We start from the raw sequence: 13,793 nt of genomic DNA, 5'->3' as shown, positions 1-13,793 counted from the left end.
TTTTGCGACCGTCGCCCTAACCTTGAACAGGCTTTCGCGCCGGGCCGAAGATCGTGAAGCTGATGGCGGCGAGCAGCCAGACACTGATGCCGGCATAGAGCATGATGAGGCCGAACCCGTCCGCAAGCGCCCGATGGACAAGTTCTCCCGAAACGCCCCGCGCCGAGGCGCCGGCAGTTCCCGCCGCGATCTTTTCCGCCAGCGACTGCAATTCATGCACATCCGCACCGGACGGCAGGTTCGCCCGAAGCGAAGCCCGGACGCCTTCCACCAGAATAAAGCCCATGATCGGGATGTTGATGGCGAGCGAAATCATGCGTGCGCTCATGTCGATGCCCGAGGCCATGCCGGAACGGGCGGGGGAAACCGCGCCCGTGGTGGTGTTGGTAACAGGCGTATTGGTCAGCCCGAGCCCGATACCGGCGAGGATGCAGCCGGGCAGCATGGTGAGCCAGCTCGCATTTTCGATGCCGCTTCCCAATTTCATCAGCATGAAACCGAGGCCGATGGTGAACAGCCCGGCCGGAATGACGAGGCGCGACTGGTAGCGCAGCGACAGCCGCTCCGCGAGCGGCGGCATCACCAGCGCCGGCAGCGTATAGGCAAGCAGGCCGAGGCCGGCGGTGACGCTGTCATAACCGAGGCCCGCCTGAAACCAGATCGGCAAATAGATCATGAACGGCCAGAAGCTGATATTCATCGCCGCAGAACCGATGATCGCCCCGGAAAAAGGCCGGATGCGAAACACGGAGAAGTCGAACATCGGTCTTGAACTAAGCTTTTCAGCAATCACGAAGGCAATGAAGCTCGCAGCCGCGACGCCGAGGATCAGAAACGCCGCCGGGCTCACAAAACCGAGCGCGGGTCCCTGCGTGATGAAAACGGCAAGGCAAAAAACGGCGACCGAAAGGGTGACCATGCCGACAAGATCGAGACGCGCCGCCTCCGGATCGCGCGATTCTCCGACGCCGCCGGCGGCAAGCAGCCATGTTCCCGCGCCAAGCACGACGTGAACGAGGAACACCCATTCCCAGCTCCACAACGCAACGATGGCGCCGCCGATGATCGGGCCGAAACCCAGCCCCACGCCCGAGACGATGCCCCACCAGCCGAACGCCATGCCGCGTTCGCGGGCCGTGCGGAACTGATGCGACAGGATGGCTATCTGGCACACCAGCATTGCCCCGCCGCTCAGCCCCTGAAGGAAGCGGGCGCCGATCAGCACCGAGACGTTTTCCGTCATTCCGCAGGCCAGAGAGGAAAGCGCGAAAGCGACAATGCTGGCGATAAAGACACGTTTGCGGCCGAAGCGATCCGCCAGCGCCCCCGTCGCCATCAGCACCATCGTCACGCCGATGGTATAGGCGTTCATGATCCACTGAAGCTGGCGGAAATCCGCATGCAGCACCTGTTCGAGTGTTGGCAGGATCGCCGGAACGCTGGAAATTTCCAGTCCGAACATCAGGGCGGAGAGACAAACGGCAGCAAGCGCCATGGCGCTTCTGCTGCTTGCGGGGGCGGCAACGGCAAGGGTCATTCTTCAGCCTTTCTTGGGTCGGCCCGCACTTGCGAAAACCGATCTGTGGAGGAGGCACGCTAGACAAAGCTTGACCATAACTGAATTGGATGATTGGCTATTTCAGAGACAACAAATTGGAATAATCGATATGAGCACGCTGGATGTGGAGGCCGTCGAAGCCTTTGTCACCATCGCCGATATGCAGAGCTTCACCCGTGCTGCCGAAGCGCTCGGCACCACCCAGGGCGCCATCAGCGTCAAGCTCAAGCGGCTGGAAGACAGGCTCGGCCACCGGCTGCTCGAACGCACACCGCGCTCAGTGCGCCTTTCAGCGCAGGGCGCGGTGTTTCTGGCACCCGCCCGCGAGTTTCTCGCCGCGCATGACCGGGCGCTGGCGGGTCTTTCCTCCCCACGCCGTCGCTTCGGCCTTGGCATTGCCGCCCATGTGGCGGGACCGGAGGTTCCGACCCTTCTTGCACGCCTCAACGACCACGACCCCGGGCTTACAATCGAAGTGCGCATGGATCATTCCCGATCCCTGCTGGACGCCTTCGACCGTGGGGAGATCGATGCGGCAATCATCCGGCGTGAGGATGATCGGCGCGACGGCGAGGTGCTAGGGCCGGAACATTTCGGCTGGTATGCAACCCCGCAATTCGAACACCGTCAGGCTGAACCGCTGCGGCTGGCGGCGCTCTCGCCTGCCTGTGGCGTGCGTGACATCGCCACCCGCGCCCTCGACGCGGCTGCGATTGCGTGGACGGAGGTGTTTCTTGGCGGCACATCGTCGATGGTGACCGCTGCCGTCTCGGCCGGGCTTGCGGTTTCCGCCTTCTCCTCCCGCCTCGCACCGCCCGGCACAGTGGAGGTCAGCCAGCGTTTTGGCCTGCCGCCCCTGCCCTCCACGGAAATCATCATGTTCTCGACCCTGACGGACAGCAGATCCCGGGAGGCCTTACGCACGCTCGCCGCCGCCTTTCGCGAACATCGGCCGGGATCGTGACGCAATCCGTCTGACACCGGCTAAACGTCGAACACCTCCGGCCTCAGTTTTCCGCCCCTCAGCAGATGTTGCAGCGTATAGGAAACCGACAGCGCGTCATCGAGCGCATCGTGCCCCTGCAATGGCGGATGATCGACGCCGTAATAATCGGCCAGCCTGTTGCTCGGCGTTTTTGCCAGGTCCTCCACCGGCATTCCCGCTGCAAGCAGAAGTTTGACGGCATTGTCGAAACGGTTGGCAGGGATGGGCGGCTGTATGCCGGCGACATAGCAGCTGATCGCCACCATATTCAGCTCGTCCTTGCCCCATGACCAGCATTGGGCACCCTCCGAGAAACTGTCGAAGCTTGAAAGGGCCTCCTGCAAGGGCACGCCTTCCCCTTCGATGATCTCCCCGGTGATACCCGTCAGCCGGGTAAAGAACGGATCGATCACATATCTTCCGCCATGACGGTCGACCGGACATATATAGGCCTTATAGGTCCCCAGAAGCGGAAAATCGCCCTCCAGCCCAAGCCTGACGGCGCCAATCTGCGCAATGACCGGATCGGGATCATGAGCCGCGCACCAAAACCTGCGCTGGGAACGTTCCAGGAGAGGAACTCGCAGTCGAATATGATTGCTTTTTTCATGAACCAACCTCTCATTTCGCGCGGGCCACATCTTGAAAGCACAAATGAAGTGCTTTATATATTTCACATGAGCACGAAACTTTTGTCCAACGTTGTCCTGGCACTGAATCTCTCGGAGGGGAACCGCTCTTCTCTCGAAGAAACGCTTCTTGCCTATCGGCGAGCGATGGCAATCCTTGACCGGACTGAAGGCGCCAATCTCGTAGCCTTGCATGCGGCAGCTTATGAAGAGATCAGGGTCAAGACCAGCCTTCCTTCCCGCATGGTGACGCTGGCTCTGCGCGACCATAGCCAGCGCGATCCGCAAGAGCCGGTGCGGGACATTCCGCTCGACAGCAAGCTCTTTTCGGTCAAAGGGCCGGACACGGTAAGCATCGCGACCCTCTCGGGCCGCGTCGTGGTGCCCTATACCGTCCGTGGCTATCACGACGGCTGGAATGACTTTTCAGAAGCGCGCCTCGTGTTCGAGGGCGAAACCATCAGCATCCATGCCGGAATAAAAACCGGCTTTCAACCAAACAGGGAGGCTTCGATGAACAATGAAGGTATTCTTGGGCGACTCGGGCGTGTCATCGCCGGCGTCATGAACAACGCTGTCGATGCGGCGGAGGCGTCCAATCCGGTCGCAGTCGCGCAGCAGGCAGTGCGGGAAATCGCTCAGATCGCCGATGAGGCCCGATCCGCGCTTGGCGTGGCGGTCGCAGCCGGCCATCGCCTGAAAGCCAAGGCCGCCGATCTCGACGAAGAAATTCGCGACCTCGACGACAAGATCAGGATCGGACTTGAAAACGGCCGCGAGGATTTGGCCCGCGCGGCAACTGGGCTGCAGATCGATTTGGAAGCGCAGCGGGAAGCGCTGAACAAGGCGATTCTCGAGAACGCTGCCGAAATTGCCGAGGCGGAAACCACATTGCGCAGCATCGCCTCCGCAAAGGCGGATGCGCAAAAGCGGCTTGAGGATGCCAAGCGCGCCGAACGCATCGCACCGGCAACCGATACGACCCCATCCCAGCGCAACGACCGCCGTCTGGCTGACGCGCTCGACGCTATCGAAAGAGTAACCGGCACCCCCGCCAAGCCCAATAACGGAACGGCGGAGGTTGAAGAACTCGGCCGGATGCAGCGCCAGAGCGCCATCGAAGCACGGCTCAAGGCATTTCGTGAAGGGCAGCGCTGATGGAGAGCATTGTCCAGCCAGGCACTGCTCCCTTCTGGATCGCCTTGCTGACGGTCTTCGGCCTTGGCATCGTCGAACTCGTCTCGGTTCTTCTTGGTGTATCGGCTTCGGGACTGCTTGACGACAACTTCAGTTACCACGCGCCCGGCGATGCCGAGGCGGGGTTACTCGGCAGCTGGATGTCATGGCTTAATGCGGGCGGCGTGCCGCTTCTTGTTCTGGCAGTCATCCTGCTCTCGGCTTTTTCCGTCGCCGGGTTCTTCATTCAGGGGATCGCTTCCGCAACGCCGCTCGGGCCATTGCCGCCCTATCTGGCCATGACGGGCGCCATTGCCGCCGCCCTGCCGGCCACGCGGTCACTCAGCCGCGCCGTTGCGAAGGTCATTCCACGCGATGAGACAAACGCGCTCGAGCAGACCGATTTTCTGGGACTTGTGGGCACGGTCACCATCGGGCCTCTCGATCAGGGCAAGCCCGGCACCGTGCGGGTCAAGGACCGGCACGAGAATATTCACTTCCTGCGCGCACAAGCCGCATCCGGTCACACGATCGATACGGGTGCGCAGGTATTGATCGTCGACGGTGCGGATGGGCTTTTTCAGGCCATTCCCGCGCCGCCGGATCTGGAAGTTCACCATAGCGGGCATCATAGGGGCTAACTCACCATGGATTTCTTTTCTCTGGGCCTGATTGCGGGGGCCATCGTCACGGCCATCGTCGTCATCGGCATCATCATGACATCGCTCTACACGCGGTCGACACGCGACAAAGCCTATGTAAGGACCGGCCTCGGCGGCAAGAAAGTCGTTCTCGATGGCGGCGCCATCATCCTGCCGATCTTCCATTCCTATTCCTGGGTCTCTCTCAGCACATTGCGACTGGAAGTGAAAAGATCAGAACATGAATCCCTGATCACCAAGGATCGCATGCGGGCCGACATCACCGCCGAATTTTACGTGCGGGTTAAACCCGATGCAGAAAACATCGCACTTGCCGCCCAGACACTCGGCGACCGGACAAATGATGCCGATGCGCTGAAGTCACTGGTCGAAGCGAAATTTGTCGACGGTTTGCGCTCGGTTGCAGCCACCATGTCGCTGCGGGATCTTCAGGAGCAGCGTGCCGAATTCGTCAAATCCGTGCAGGCGGCTGTCGCGCACGACCTGCAGTCCAACGGTCTGGAACTGGAATCGGTCTCGCTGACACGCCTCGATCAAACCGACATCAAGCACTTCAATCCCAACAACTCGTTCGACGCGGAAGGCCTGACGGCGCTCACCCGGATCACCGAAGAGCGTAAACGCGAACGCAACCAGATCGTCCGCGACAACGAAGTCGAAATTGCCACGAAGGACCGCGAAGCGGTGCTGCGGCGCTTGACCATCGAACGCGAACAGCGCGATGCGGAGCTGACGCAGGAGCGCGATATCGCCAACAAGACGGCGGAAACGCGGGCGGAAGCGGCAAGGGCCGAACAGGCGGCCCGCCTCAACGAGGAAACGGCAAAGCTCGATACGGAGCGCGGCATCGCCGAACGGGATGCTCAAGCCCGCCAGGCGCGTGAAACTGCCCGCATCGAAGCCGAGCGCGGTATTGCCGAACGCGAGGCGGAAGCGCGCAAAATCACCGAAACGGCGCGAATCGAAGCCGCTATCGCCGTGGCGCAGAAGGTGGAGCAGGAACAGGCTGCCCGCGCCAAGGCAGACGAAGCCAAGGCTTCCGCCATCACTGCGGAGGAACAGGTGGCAACAGCCCGCGAAGTGGAAATCGCCGAACGCGCCAAGCGCATCGCCGTGATCGACGCCCGCAAGGCGGCAGAGCAGGAAGCGACGGCCATCACGGTAAAGGCGGAAGCCGAACGGCAAGCCGCCGAAAACCTGGCTGCTGCCACCAAGATCGGTGCCGAAGCCGAGGCACAGGCCGCGAAAATCCGTGCCGAAGGCGTCATCGCGCTCGGTGATGCAGAGGCGCAGGCGGAACGCGCAAAGAACGATGCACGCAATGCCCTATCGGGCGACATCATCGCATTCGAACTCGCCCGTGCTAGGATCGCCATCATTCCCGAAGCACTTTCCGAGGCGATGAAGCCCATCGAGAAAATCTCCGATATCCGCATCTTCAGCGCGGGTAATCTGGCGGGCGCCCTCGGTGGCGGCGGCGACGCCAAAAACGGCAATGGCCTCGGCGATCTTTCGAGCCAGCTTCTCAGCTTCACTGCGCAAAAGCCGGTTCTTGACGAAATCCTTGCACAGGCCGGCTTCAGGGGTACGGACCCGACACAGGCTTTGTTGGCTGCATCAATCGCGAACGCCACGGATCAGCCGACGCAGGGAAAACAGCAACCTAAAGAGACGTAAAAGTCCTATTCTCTCCGACAACACGCGCGGTCAGCCTGAAGGCGGCCGCGCTTTTCATTTACTCCGCAGCATGCGGCACCACAAGCCCCGATGGCTCCGATCAGGCCTCTGCGTGAAAACGCACCGGCATACGCCTAGGCAGACTGAAGCAGGCTGCTCTCCAGCGTCTTAAACGACGTGACATCCTGGCGCGCCAGTGAAACAACCCACGCGCCCTGCAGCCCGATCACCAGTCTTTCGGCATCGGTCTGCGGATCGTGACTGCCCAGACGCCTTGCCTGAGCTGCAATCCTTACGGTCCAGTCGCTGAGCACATCCGCACCGATCTGGCGCAAATCGGGCTTTTCATCGCCGGCCTGAATGATGCTGAGCACCGGGCAACCCATGATGCGGCCATTTTCCTGCGAGAGGCGGGCTATCGCACGGCACAGCGCCACCGAGCCCGAAGCGAAGCTCTCCGCGCCCTCGAAACTCGCATCGATCAGCTCAGCCACCTTTCGGCCCGCCCAGCGCGTCGCCTCGGCGGCAAGCTGCTCCTTGCCACCGGGAAAATGATAATAGAGAGAGCCTTTCGGCAGGCCCGTCTCCGAGAGAATTTCAGCCAGTCCCACACCCGCATAACCGCGCCGCCGAAACAGCGCGGAGGTGGCCCGTATCAAAGCGTGGCGGTTCTTGCTTTCGTCCATTCGCCTGTTTTAAGCGCTGTAGACCGTTTGGTCCAGAGATGTTATTAGACCAAACGGTCCAGGAGGAGGAAGGAATGGATGACTGATATTGCAGAGAGCCGGGAGATCGACATTGTTTCGGAAGGGCACAGGCTCGCCGGCCGGTTCTTTCCGCCCAGGGGGCCAGCCCGCGCGCATCTTGTCCTTCACGGCGCAACGGGTGTTCCGGCGCGCTATTATCGCGCCTTCGCCACATGGGCGGCCGCTCAAGGCATCGGTGTCCTGACCTATGATTATCGCGATTTCGGCGCATCCCGACAGCGGCCCGTCCGCGAAAGCCGGGCCACGATGGCCGACTGGGGAATTGCCGACCAGACGGCAGCCGAGGCCGCACTTTGCCGGATAGCACCGGAAGGCCCCCTCTGGCTGCTCGGCCATTCCCTCGGCGGGCTGACGTTTCCTTTTCGACGCCATGACGAGCGGCTCGAGCGTGTCATCACCATCGGCTCGGGCTTTGCCCATGTCAGCGACCATCCATGGACCTATCGGCCCACGGTCATCGCCTTCTGGTATCTGCTCGGGCCTGCCAGCACGACACTCGCGGGTTACCTCCCCGGTCGAAGACTGCTGCTGGGTGCGGATCTGCCCGCTGGAATCTACTGGCAATGGCGGCGCTGGTGCACGAGCCGGGATTTCTTCCGGCGCGATATCGGCAAATCACTGCCAGAACCGGATTTTTCCGCCACCCGCTTCGATCTGCGCATGATGACGATGGCAGACGATGTGGTGGTGCCGCCCGCCGCCGTCTGGCGTTATGCCGACGTTTTCCCGCAAGGAAGCGTCAACCGCAGAACCCTGCGCCCGGAAGAATTCGGCCTCACCTCGCTGCGCCATATCGAGGTCATGTCAGAGCGTGCAGCACCGGCATGGCCGGCGATATTGGGGCTGGAAGAGTCGGCATAAACCGGGCGCGGCTCCGCCTCGACCGCAAATTTCCCCCTCTGCTTGTCGACAATTCCGGACGGAAAAATTAGCATCACGCGAAACGCCGTAGCGGAGCAATCATGTCACTTCCCCAGAAAATCGGTTTTATCGGAACAGGAGCCATCACCGATGCAATGGTAAGGGGCCTGCTCGCCAGGCCTGCCGCCGTGCCGCATGTCATGGTTTCCCAGCGCAGTGCCGATATCTCGGCGAGACTTGCCGCCGATTTCCCGCAGGTGATCGTCTCCAGCGACAATCAGGCAATCGTCGATGGCTGCGATACCGTCATGCTGGCTATCCGGCCGCAGATCGCTGAAGAAGTCATCCGGCCGCTCCGGTTCCGGGACGGGCAGAAGATCGTCAGCGTCGTTGCCGCAACCGGCCGCGAGGCGCTTCTGGACTGGATCGGCGCGGATGTGCGTCTCAGCCAGGCGATCCCGCTGCCCTTCGTTGCCCGGCGCAAGGGCGTCACCGCCATTTATCCTGCCGATACGGATACGGCTGCTATCTTCAACGTGCTCGGCAATGCGGTGGAATGCGAAACCAAGGCGGAATACGATCTTCTGGCCGCCGCCAGCGCTTTGATGGCCACCTATTTCGGCATCATGCAAACGACGACGGAATGGCTTTCCGAGAACGGTCTGCCGGAAGAAAAGGGGCGGGCCTATCTTGCGCCCCTCTTTGCCGGCCTTTCCGAGGTGGCCCTGCTTGCCGGAAGCAGGACGGATTTCATCGATCTCAGCCGTGAATTCGCCACCAAGGGCGGCCTCAACGAGCAGGTGCTGCTGGATTTCGACAACAAGGGCGGATCAGGGGCGCTGAAAGATGCGCTGAGCCGTGTATTGGAGCGAATCACGCAATAATCGGACAATCGCGTGGCAACAACGAAAAAGGGGCCTTTTCGGCCCCTTTCCGTTTTACGCCTTCCCCGGACGGTTGATTGTGAGGAAGTGCCGCACCACCGGCTTTTCCAGCCCGGAATGATAAGCGAGCACCTTGCCCTGCAAATCCGCATCTGCATGGGAAACCCGCTTGTGCTGGCGCAGATGCTCGGCCCAGGATTCCACCATGAACCATTCGACGATCTTCTGCGGATCGGCAGAGTCCTCCGTCACGCCCCAGCCATAGGCGCCATCGCGGCGGCGTTCCTGTGAAAGCTCGTCCAGTGCATGCAGGAAAGCGGAGCGGTGATGCTTTTCGACATTATATTCGATGAGGATCAGAACCGGGCCGCGATCATGGGCCACCGGCTCGGCAACGAGCGGTTCGGGCCAATGGTTGGACGGCACCATATCCGCATCGCCGGCCGGCAGTTTCAGGCGGTGCATGACGAGACCGGCAATGAAAAGGCCGGCCGCACCGATGAGCAGCGTGCCCGGCACACCCGCCGCTTCACCCACCGCGCCCCAGCCGATGCTGCCCGCTGTCATCGCGCCGTTGAAGACGGTGAGATAGACGGCGAGACCGCGGCCACGCACCCAGTTCGGCAAGATCGCCTGGGCCGCGCCATTCAGCGTCGTCAGCGCCGTGATCCAGGCACCGCCGAGAAACAGCAGGATGACGATGGCAAGCCACTTTGGCGGCGCGAAGGACAGCCCGGCCATGACGAGCGCGGTGGTGAGGGCCGCACCCAGCAGCAGGGCATCGGCATCGAAACGGTCGCGCAGCTTCGGCATGAGCAGCGCACCGCCGATGGCGCCGGCCCCGACAGCGCCGAGCAGGATACCGTAGAAGCTCGCGTCTCCGCCGAGCAATTGCCGGGCGACCAGAGGCAACAGCGCCCAGACGGCACTGGCGAATGCAAAGAAGATCGCAGCCCGCAACAGGACGACATGCAGCGGCCGGCTGGCGCGGGTATAACGAAGGCCCGCCCGGAATGCGCCGAAGAAACCTTCCGCCAAAGCATCATTGGCGTTCTTCGCCCGCGGCCACCATAAAAGGGCGGCGATGACCACGAAATAGCTTGCGACATCGGCGCCATAGGTAAAGGCCGCCCCGAAAGCCGCAAGCAGGATGCCGCCGGCGGCCGGGCCGATGGAACGGGCGATGTTGATGCCGAGCGAGTTCAGCGCCACGGCGCTCTTGATATCCTCACGTTTCACCAGTTCCGGCACGATGGCCTGCCAGGTTGGCCCCATCAGCGCCGCACCGATACCGCCGAGGAAAGTAAGCCCTATCAGCGCGCTGACGGACAACAGGCCGGTATGGGAAAGAACCATGAGGGTGACGCTGACCGAGGCCAGCAGAAGCTGCACCGCGATCAGGAACTTGCGGCGGTCGAGAATATCGGTCAGCACGCCGGCGGGGATCGCCAGAAGAAAGATCGGCAGGGTTCCGGCCGCCTGAACCATGGCGACGGCGGCCGGCGAGGCCGAAAGATCGGTCATCAGCCATGAACTGGCGACATCGCGCATGAAGCTGCCGGTATTGCCAAGCACCGTCGCCGCCCAGAGGACCGCGAAAACCGGTTGTGCAAGGGGAGCAAAGCTGCTCGCGGAGGATTTTGCAGCACTCATTTGCCTGTTCCTTTCGTGAGATCGATTGCGGCGACGATGATGAAGGCACCGGCAAGGCCAAGATGCTCGAAGAAGGCGTTGGTGGCCATCATGCGGTCCATGCCGGGCGCCATTTCCCAGAAGCGCAGAGCGATGAAGGTGGCGAGAAGCGTGAAGCCTGCGAGCGCCAGCGCACCGGCCCAGCGCAGGAAGCCCGACACCACCAGAGCGGAGGCGGTAAGCTCGAACAGGATGACGACGACAGCGAACGCGACCGCCGGCTGAAGGCCAAAATGGTTCATCTCGGCAATCGCGCCGGGAAAGTCGAAGATCTTGGTCAGCGGCCCCTGAATATAGGCCGAGCAGAGCGCCAGAAGCGCAAGGGTTTTTGTGGCGGGTCCGGCAACGATATCCGCAAGATGCCCGCGAAGGCGAAGGGTTGAAGACGGCTCGGTCATTTTTTGCTCCTGCGATCTGGCCGGTCGGTTCGAGCGGCGCTGCGTTCATCTGATGGAGCGATATTGGCGCAAAGGATTATCGCCAACAATTGCATCAATAGTTTCGATATAATTGCGCTATTCGCAATACGCCTATTCCCCGGCCCACCGGGCAGCGGCGATCCGCTGCCCGATGGATTTGTCTGCTGGCCGGGCTCAGACTGCCCAGCAGGAGCAACCCAGCGCTCCGAAGAAGCCCTTAAGATCGGCAATCGGCAATTTCGAGGTCCATGCGCCGGCATGGTCGTGGCCGTGAACGCCGCAATCATTGGCGCAGCCGCAGGAGGAGATCGCGGCCCGTCTGAGCGAGTTCTTTCCAGCGCCCTGCGGTTCACCCCAGGCGGCATAACCGCCAAAGGTTCGCACCGGCGACCAGTCGGGCATCGCCGGCGGAATATTGCTTTCGTCCAGTGCCTTGAAGTCACCGGCGCCATAAACGATCTTGCCGCCCACCATGGTCAATTCCGAGGTGAGGAAGGAAATCTCGTCTTCCGCGCAGGAGAAGAAGTCCTTGTCCGGCACCACGAGATCGGCGAACTGGCCTTTTTCGATGCGGCCCTTCTTGCCTTCCTCGTTCGAGAACCAGGTGACTTTTTCCGTCCACATGCGCAGCGCCGTCTCGCGGTCTAGGCAATTGGCGCGCGGGTAAAGCTGCATGCCACCGACCGTTTTGCCGGTCACCATCCAGAACAGCGACACCCACGGGTTATAGGAGGCGACACGCGTTGCATCCGTACCGGCCGAAACGTTCACGCCCTTTTCCAGCATCCGCGCAATCGGCGGCGTGGCTTCCGCCACGCCCTGACCGTAACGTTCGACGAAATATTCGCCCTGATAGGCCATGCGGTGCTGGGTGGCGATGCCGCCGCCAAGGGCTGCGATACGATCGATGGAGCGGTCGGAGATGGTTTCGGCATGATCGAAGAACCAGTTCAGGCCTTCCAGCGGAATGTCCCGGTTGACCTTTTCGAAGACATCGAGCGCCCGCGAAATCGTCTCGTCATAGGTGGCGTGCAGACGCCAGGGCCAGCGGTTTTCCGCCAGAATCCGGACGACATCTTCAAGCTCGCCTTCCATTTCCGGCGGCATGTCCGGTCGCGGCTGGCGGAAATCCTCGAAATCGGCGGCGGAAAAGACCAGCATTTCACCCGCACCATTGTGCCGGAAATAGTCGTTGCCCTGCTTGTATTTGACCGATGACGTCCAGTTGAGGAAGTCTTCCTTCTCCTGTTTCGGCTTCTGCGTGAAGAGATTGTAGGCCAGCCGAACCGTCATCTGGTTCTCATCCGACAGCTTCTGGATCACCTCGTAATCGTCAGGATAATTCTGGAAGCCGCCGCCGGCATCGATCACGCCGGTCACACCCAGCCGGTTCAGCTCGCGCATGAAATGGCGGGTGGAATTGACCTGATAGTCGAGCGGCAGCTTCGGCCCCTTGGCAAGCGTCGAATAGAGAATGCCGGCATTCGGCCTGGCGAGCAGCAGGCCCGTGGGATTGCCGTTCGCATCGCGGGTGATCTCACCGCCGGGCGGGTTCGGCGTATCCCTGGTGTAGCCGACGGCGCGAAGCGCTGCGCCGTTCAGCAGTGCCCGGTCGTAAAGATGCAGCAGGAAGACCGGCGTATCCGGCGCCACCGCATTGATCTCCTCGATGGTCGGCAGGCGCTTTTCGACGAATTGATGCTCGGTGAAACCGCCCACGACCCGCACCCATTGCGGGGCGGGTGTGATTGCCACCTGACGCTTCAGCATGTCCATGGCGTCTGCCAGCGAGCGCACGCCGTCCCAGCGCAGTTCCATGTTGAAGTTCAGGCCGCCGCGCACGACGTGGGTGTGGTTGTCAATCAGGCCGGGCAGAACCCGCTTGCCCTTCAGGTCGATGATCTTCGTATCCGGCCCGGCAAGGGCCATGACCTCGGCATCGCTTCCCACCTCCAGGAACAGGCCGTCCTTGATGGCGACTGCCGTTGCATTCGGATTGCCGCGGTCGAGCGTCGTGACGCGGCCGTTGTGAAGGATCGTATCTGGATGCATGGAAGAACCTCCGGTCTTGACGGGATCAGCGGCCTTGGCCGGTGAAAACAGATTCGGAAAGGCAAGGCTCGAGGCCGCGCCAAGAAAGGTGCGTCGTGTCGGCATCAGCTTCTCTCCCGCTCGGTCGGCTGTTTAACTTCGGCGAGACCCGTGGTTTCAGCGCCACCCTTCGGCATATGGCCGAACATGTGCGGCTTGATCTGGTTGATCCACGAAACCACGGCCGGTTCCTTGCCGGCAATCGTCTTTGCGAAAGGGATGATCTGTTCACCGACGAGAATGCCGAGAAGGCCGACGAGCGCGATGACAGGCGGAGCCGGGGAGCGGACGTTCAGGAGGCTGTAGACGATGCCCACGAGCAGACCTGCACCGAGAGAAAGAAGATAGATTTTCATGGGATTTCTCTCCGAGAACGGAAAGACCGCTTCGAT

At 61.6% G+C, this 13,793-nt stretch carries 12 protein-coding genes and 1 pseudogene; 6 read left to right on the top strand and 7 right to left on the bottom strand.

All coding sequences use genetic code 11. The features are described from left to right. Positions 1-16: 16 nt before the first annotated feature. Positions 17-1,537 (bottom strand): MFS transporter, encoded by a 1,521-nt coding sequence (locus ACQZ5K_RS13870; RefSeq protein WP_448740633.1) that lies wholly within the window; start codon positions 1,535-1,537, stop codon positions 17-19. Between the two features lie 130 nt (positions 1,538-1,667). Here ACQZ5K_RS13870 and ACQZ5K_RS13865 point away from each other — a divergent pair, with 130 nt between their 5' ends. After that, positions 1,668-2,522 carry a LysR family transcriptional regulator gene (locus ACQZ5K_RS13865; protein ID WP_448740632.1) on the top strand — a complete coding sequence of 285 codons (855 nt, stop codon included), beginning with the start codon at positions 1,668-1,670 and terminating at the stop codon, positions 2,520-2,522. 20 nt (positions 2,523-2,542) lie between these two features. On the opposite strand, the pseudogene ACQZ5K_RS13860 reads toward ACQZ5K_RS13865, so the two are convergent. Next, positions 2,543-3,153: pseudogene (locus tag ACQZ5K_RS13860) on the bottom strand (3'-5' exonuclease). A gap of 82 nt (positions 3,154-3,235) precedes the next feature. Between ACQZ5K_RS13860 and ACQZ5K_RS13855 the strand changes: the two are divergent. The 3 genes from ACQZ5K_RS13855 to ACQZ5K_RS13845 are packed head-to-tail and all read left to right on the top strand — an operon-like array spanning position 3,236 to position 6,687. Further along, a complete protein-coding gene (locus tag ACQZ5K_RS13855; RefSeq protein ID WP_137396280.1) occupies positions 3,236-4,330 on the top strand; it encodes a PspA/IM30 family protein in 1,095 nt (364 codons plus the stop codon). Continuing rightward, positions 4,330-4,989 carry an OB-fold-containig protein gene (locus ACQZ5K_RS13850; RefSeq protein ID WP_448740631.1) on the top strand — a complete coding sequence of 220 codons (660 nt, stop codon included), beginning with the start codon at positions 4,330-4,332 and terminating at the stop codon, positions 4,987-4,989. Before ACQZ5K_RS13855 ends, ACQZ5K_RS13850 begins: the two co-directional genes overlap by 1 nt. A gap of 6 nt (positions 4,990-4,995) precedes the next feature. Further along, on the top strand, positions 4,996-6,687 hold the full coding sequence (locus tag ACQZ5K_RS13845; RefSeq protein ID WP_137005209.1) for a flotillin family protein: 1,692 nt from the start codon (positions 4,996-4,998) through the stop codon (positions 6,685-6,687). 134 nt (positions 6,688-6,821) lie between these two features. Here ACQZ5K_RS13845 and ACQZ5K_RS13840 read toward each other — a convergent pair whose 3' ends face one another. Then, positions 6,822-7,373 carry a TetR/AcrR family transcriptional regulator gene (locus ACQZ5K_RS13840; RefSeq protein WP_448740630.1) on the bottom strand — a complete coding sequence of 184 codons (552 nt, stop codon included), beginning with the start codon at positions 7,371-7,373 and terminating at the stop codon, positions 6,822-6,824. A gap of 78 nt (positions 7,374-7,451) precedes the next feature. Between ACQZ5K_RS13840 and ACQZ5K_RS13835 the strand changes: the two genes are divergently transcribed. Next, entirely contained in the window at positions 7,452-8,315 is an 864-nt protein-coding gene (locus ACQZ5K_RS13835; RefSeq protein WP_448740629.1) for an alpha/beta hydrolase family protein, read from the top strand. A 101-nt stretch (positions 8,316-8,416) separates the two neighbouring features. Next, complete coding sequence (locus tag ACQZ5K_RS13830; RefSeq protein ID WP_448740628.1) at positions 8,417-9,199, top strand: pyrroline-5-carboxylate reductase; 783 nt, start codon at positions 8,417-8,419, stop codon at positions 9,197-9,199. A gap of 54 nt (positions 9,200-9,253) precedes the next feature. On the opposite strand, the gene ACQZ5K_RS13825 is transcribed toward ACQZ5K_RS13830, so the two are convergent. The 4 genes from ACQZ5K_RS13825 to ACQZ5K_RS13810 all read right to left on the bottom strand — a co-directional run bounded on the left by ACQZ5K_RS13825 (position 9,254) and on the right by ACQZ5K_RS13810 (position 13,757). Next, positions 9,254-10,852 (bottom strand): MFS transporter, encoded by a 1,599-nt coding sequence (locus ACQZ5K_RS13825; protein ID WP_127758127.1) that lies wholly within the window; start codon positions 10,850-10,852, stop codon positions 9,254-9,256. Then, positions 10,849-11,289 carry a DoxX family protein gene (locus ACQZ5K_RS13820; RefSeq protein ID WP_448740627.1) on the bottom strand — a complete coding sequence of 147 codons (441 nt, stop codon included), beginning with the start codon at positions 11,287-11,289 and terminating at the stop codon, positions 10,849-10,851. Before ACQZ5K_RS13820 ends, ACQZ5K_RS13825 begins: the two co-directional genes overlap by 4 nt. A gap of 195 nt (positions 11,290-11,484) precedes the next feature. Then, complete coding sequence (locus tag ACQZ5K_RS13815; RefSeq protein WP_448740626.1) at positions 11,485-13,467, bottom strand: amidohydrolase; 1,983 nt, start codon at positions 13,465-13,467, stop codon at positions 11,485-11,487. After that, positions 13,467-13,757, bottom strand: a complete 291-nt coding sequence (locus ACQZ5K_RS13810; protein WP_448740625.1) for a XapX domain-containing protein — start codon at positions 13,755-13,757, stop codon at positions 13,467-13,469. Before ACQZ5K_RS13810 ends, ACQZ5K_RS13815 begins: the two co-directional genes overlap by 1 nt. Between the last annotated feature and the right edge of the window lie 36 nt (positions 13,758-13,793).

This window comes from Agrobacterium sp. 22-226-1 (assembly GCF_053522345.1).
Note: the sequence above shows the minus strand (reverse complement) of the source record. Positions and strands in the feature narration are given on the sequence as shown.

What these genes read in the sequence shown, in the direction of transcription:
- ACQZ5K_RS13870 (WP_448740633.1), bottom strand. Translation starts at nt 1,537, where the DNA reads ATGACCCTTGCCGTTGCCGCCCCCGCAAGCAGCAGAAGCGCCATGGCG.
- ACQZ5K_RS13865 (WP_448740632.1), top strand. Translation starts at nt 1,668, where the DNA reads ATGAGCACGCTGGATGTGGAGGCCGTCGAAGCCTTTGTCACCATCGCC.
- ACQZ5K_RS13850 (WP_448740631.1), top strand. Translation starts at nt 4,330, where the DNA reads ATGGAGAGCATTGTCCAGCCAGGCACTGCTCCCTTCTGGATCGCCTTG.
- ACQZ5K_RS13845 (WP_137005209.1), top strand. Translation starts at nt 4,996, where the DNA reads ATGGATTTCTTTTCTCTGGGCCTGATTGCGGGGGCCATCGTCACGGCC.
- ACQZ5K_RS13840 (WP_448740630.1), bottom strand. Translation starts at nt 7,373, where the DNA reads ATGGACGAAAGCAAGAACCGCCACGCTTTGATACGGGCCACCTCCGCG.
- ACQZ5K_RS13835 (WP_448740629.1), top strand. Translation starts at nt 7,452, where the DNA reads ATGACTGATATTGCAGAGAGCCGGGAGATCGACATTGTTTCGGAAGGG.
- ACQZ5K_RS13830 (WP_448740628.1), top strand. Translation starts at nt 8,417, where the DNA reads ATGTCACTTCCCCAGAAAATCGGTTTTATCGGAACAGGAGCCATCACC.
- ACQZ5K_RS13825 (WP_127758127.1), bottom strand. Translation starts at nt 10,852, where the DNA reads ATGAGTGCTGCAAAATCCTCCGCGAGCAGCTTTGCTCCCCTTGCACAA.
- ACQZ5K_RS13820 (WP_448740627.1), bottom strand. Translation starts at nt 11,289, where the DNA reads ATGACCGAGCCGTCTTCAACCCTTCGCCTTCGCGGGCATCTTGCGGAT.
- ACQZ5K_RS13815 (WP_448740626.1), bottom strand. Translation starts at nt 13,467, where the DNA reads ATGCCGACACGACGCACCTTTCTTGGCGCGGCCTCGAGCCTTGCCTTT.
- ACQZ5K_RS13810 (WP_448740625.1), bottom strand. Translation starts at nt 13,757, where the DNA reads ATGAAAATCTATCTTCTTTCTCTCGGTGCAGGTCTGCTCGTGGGCATC.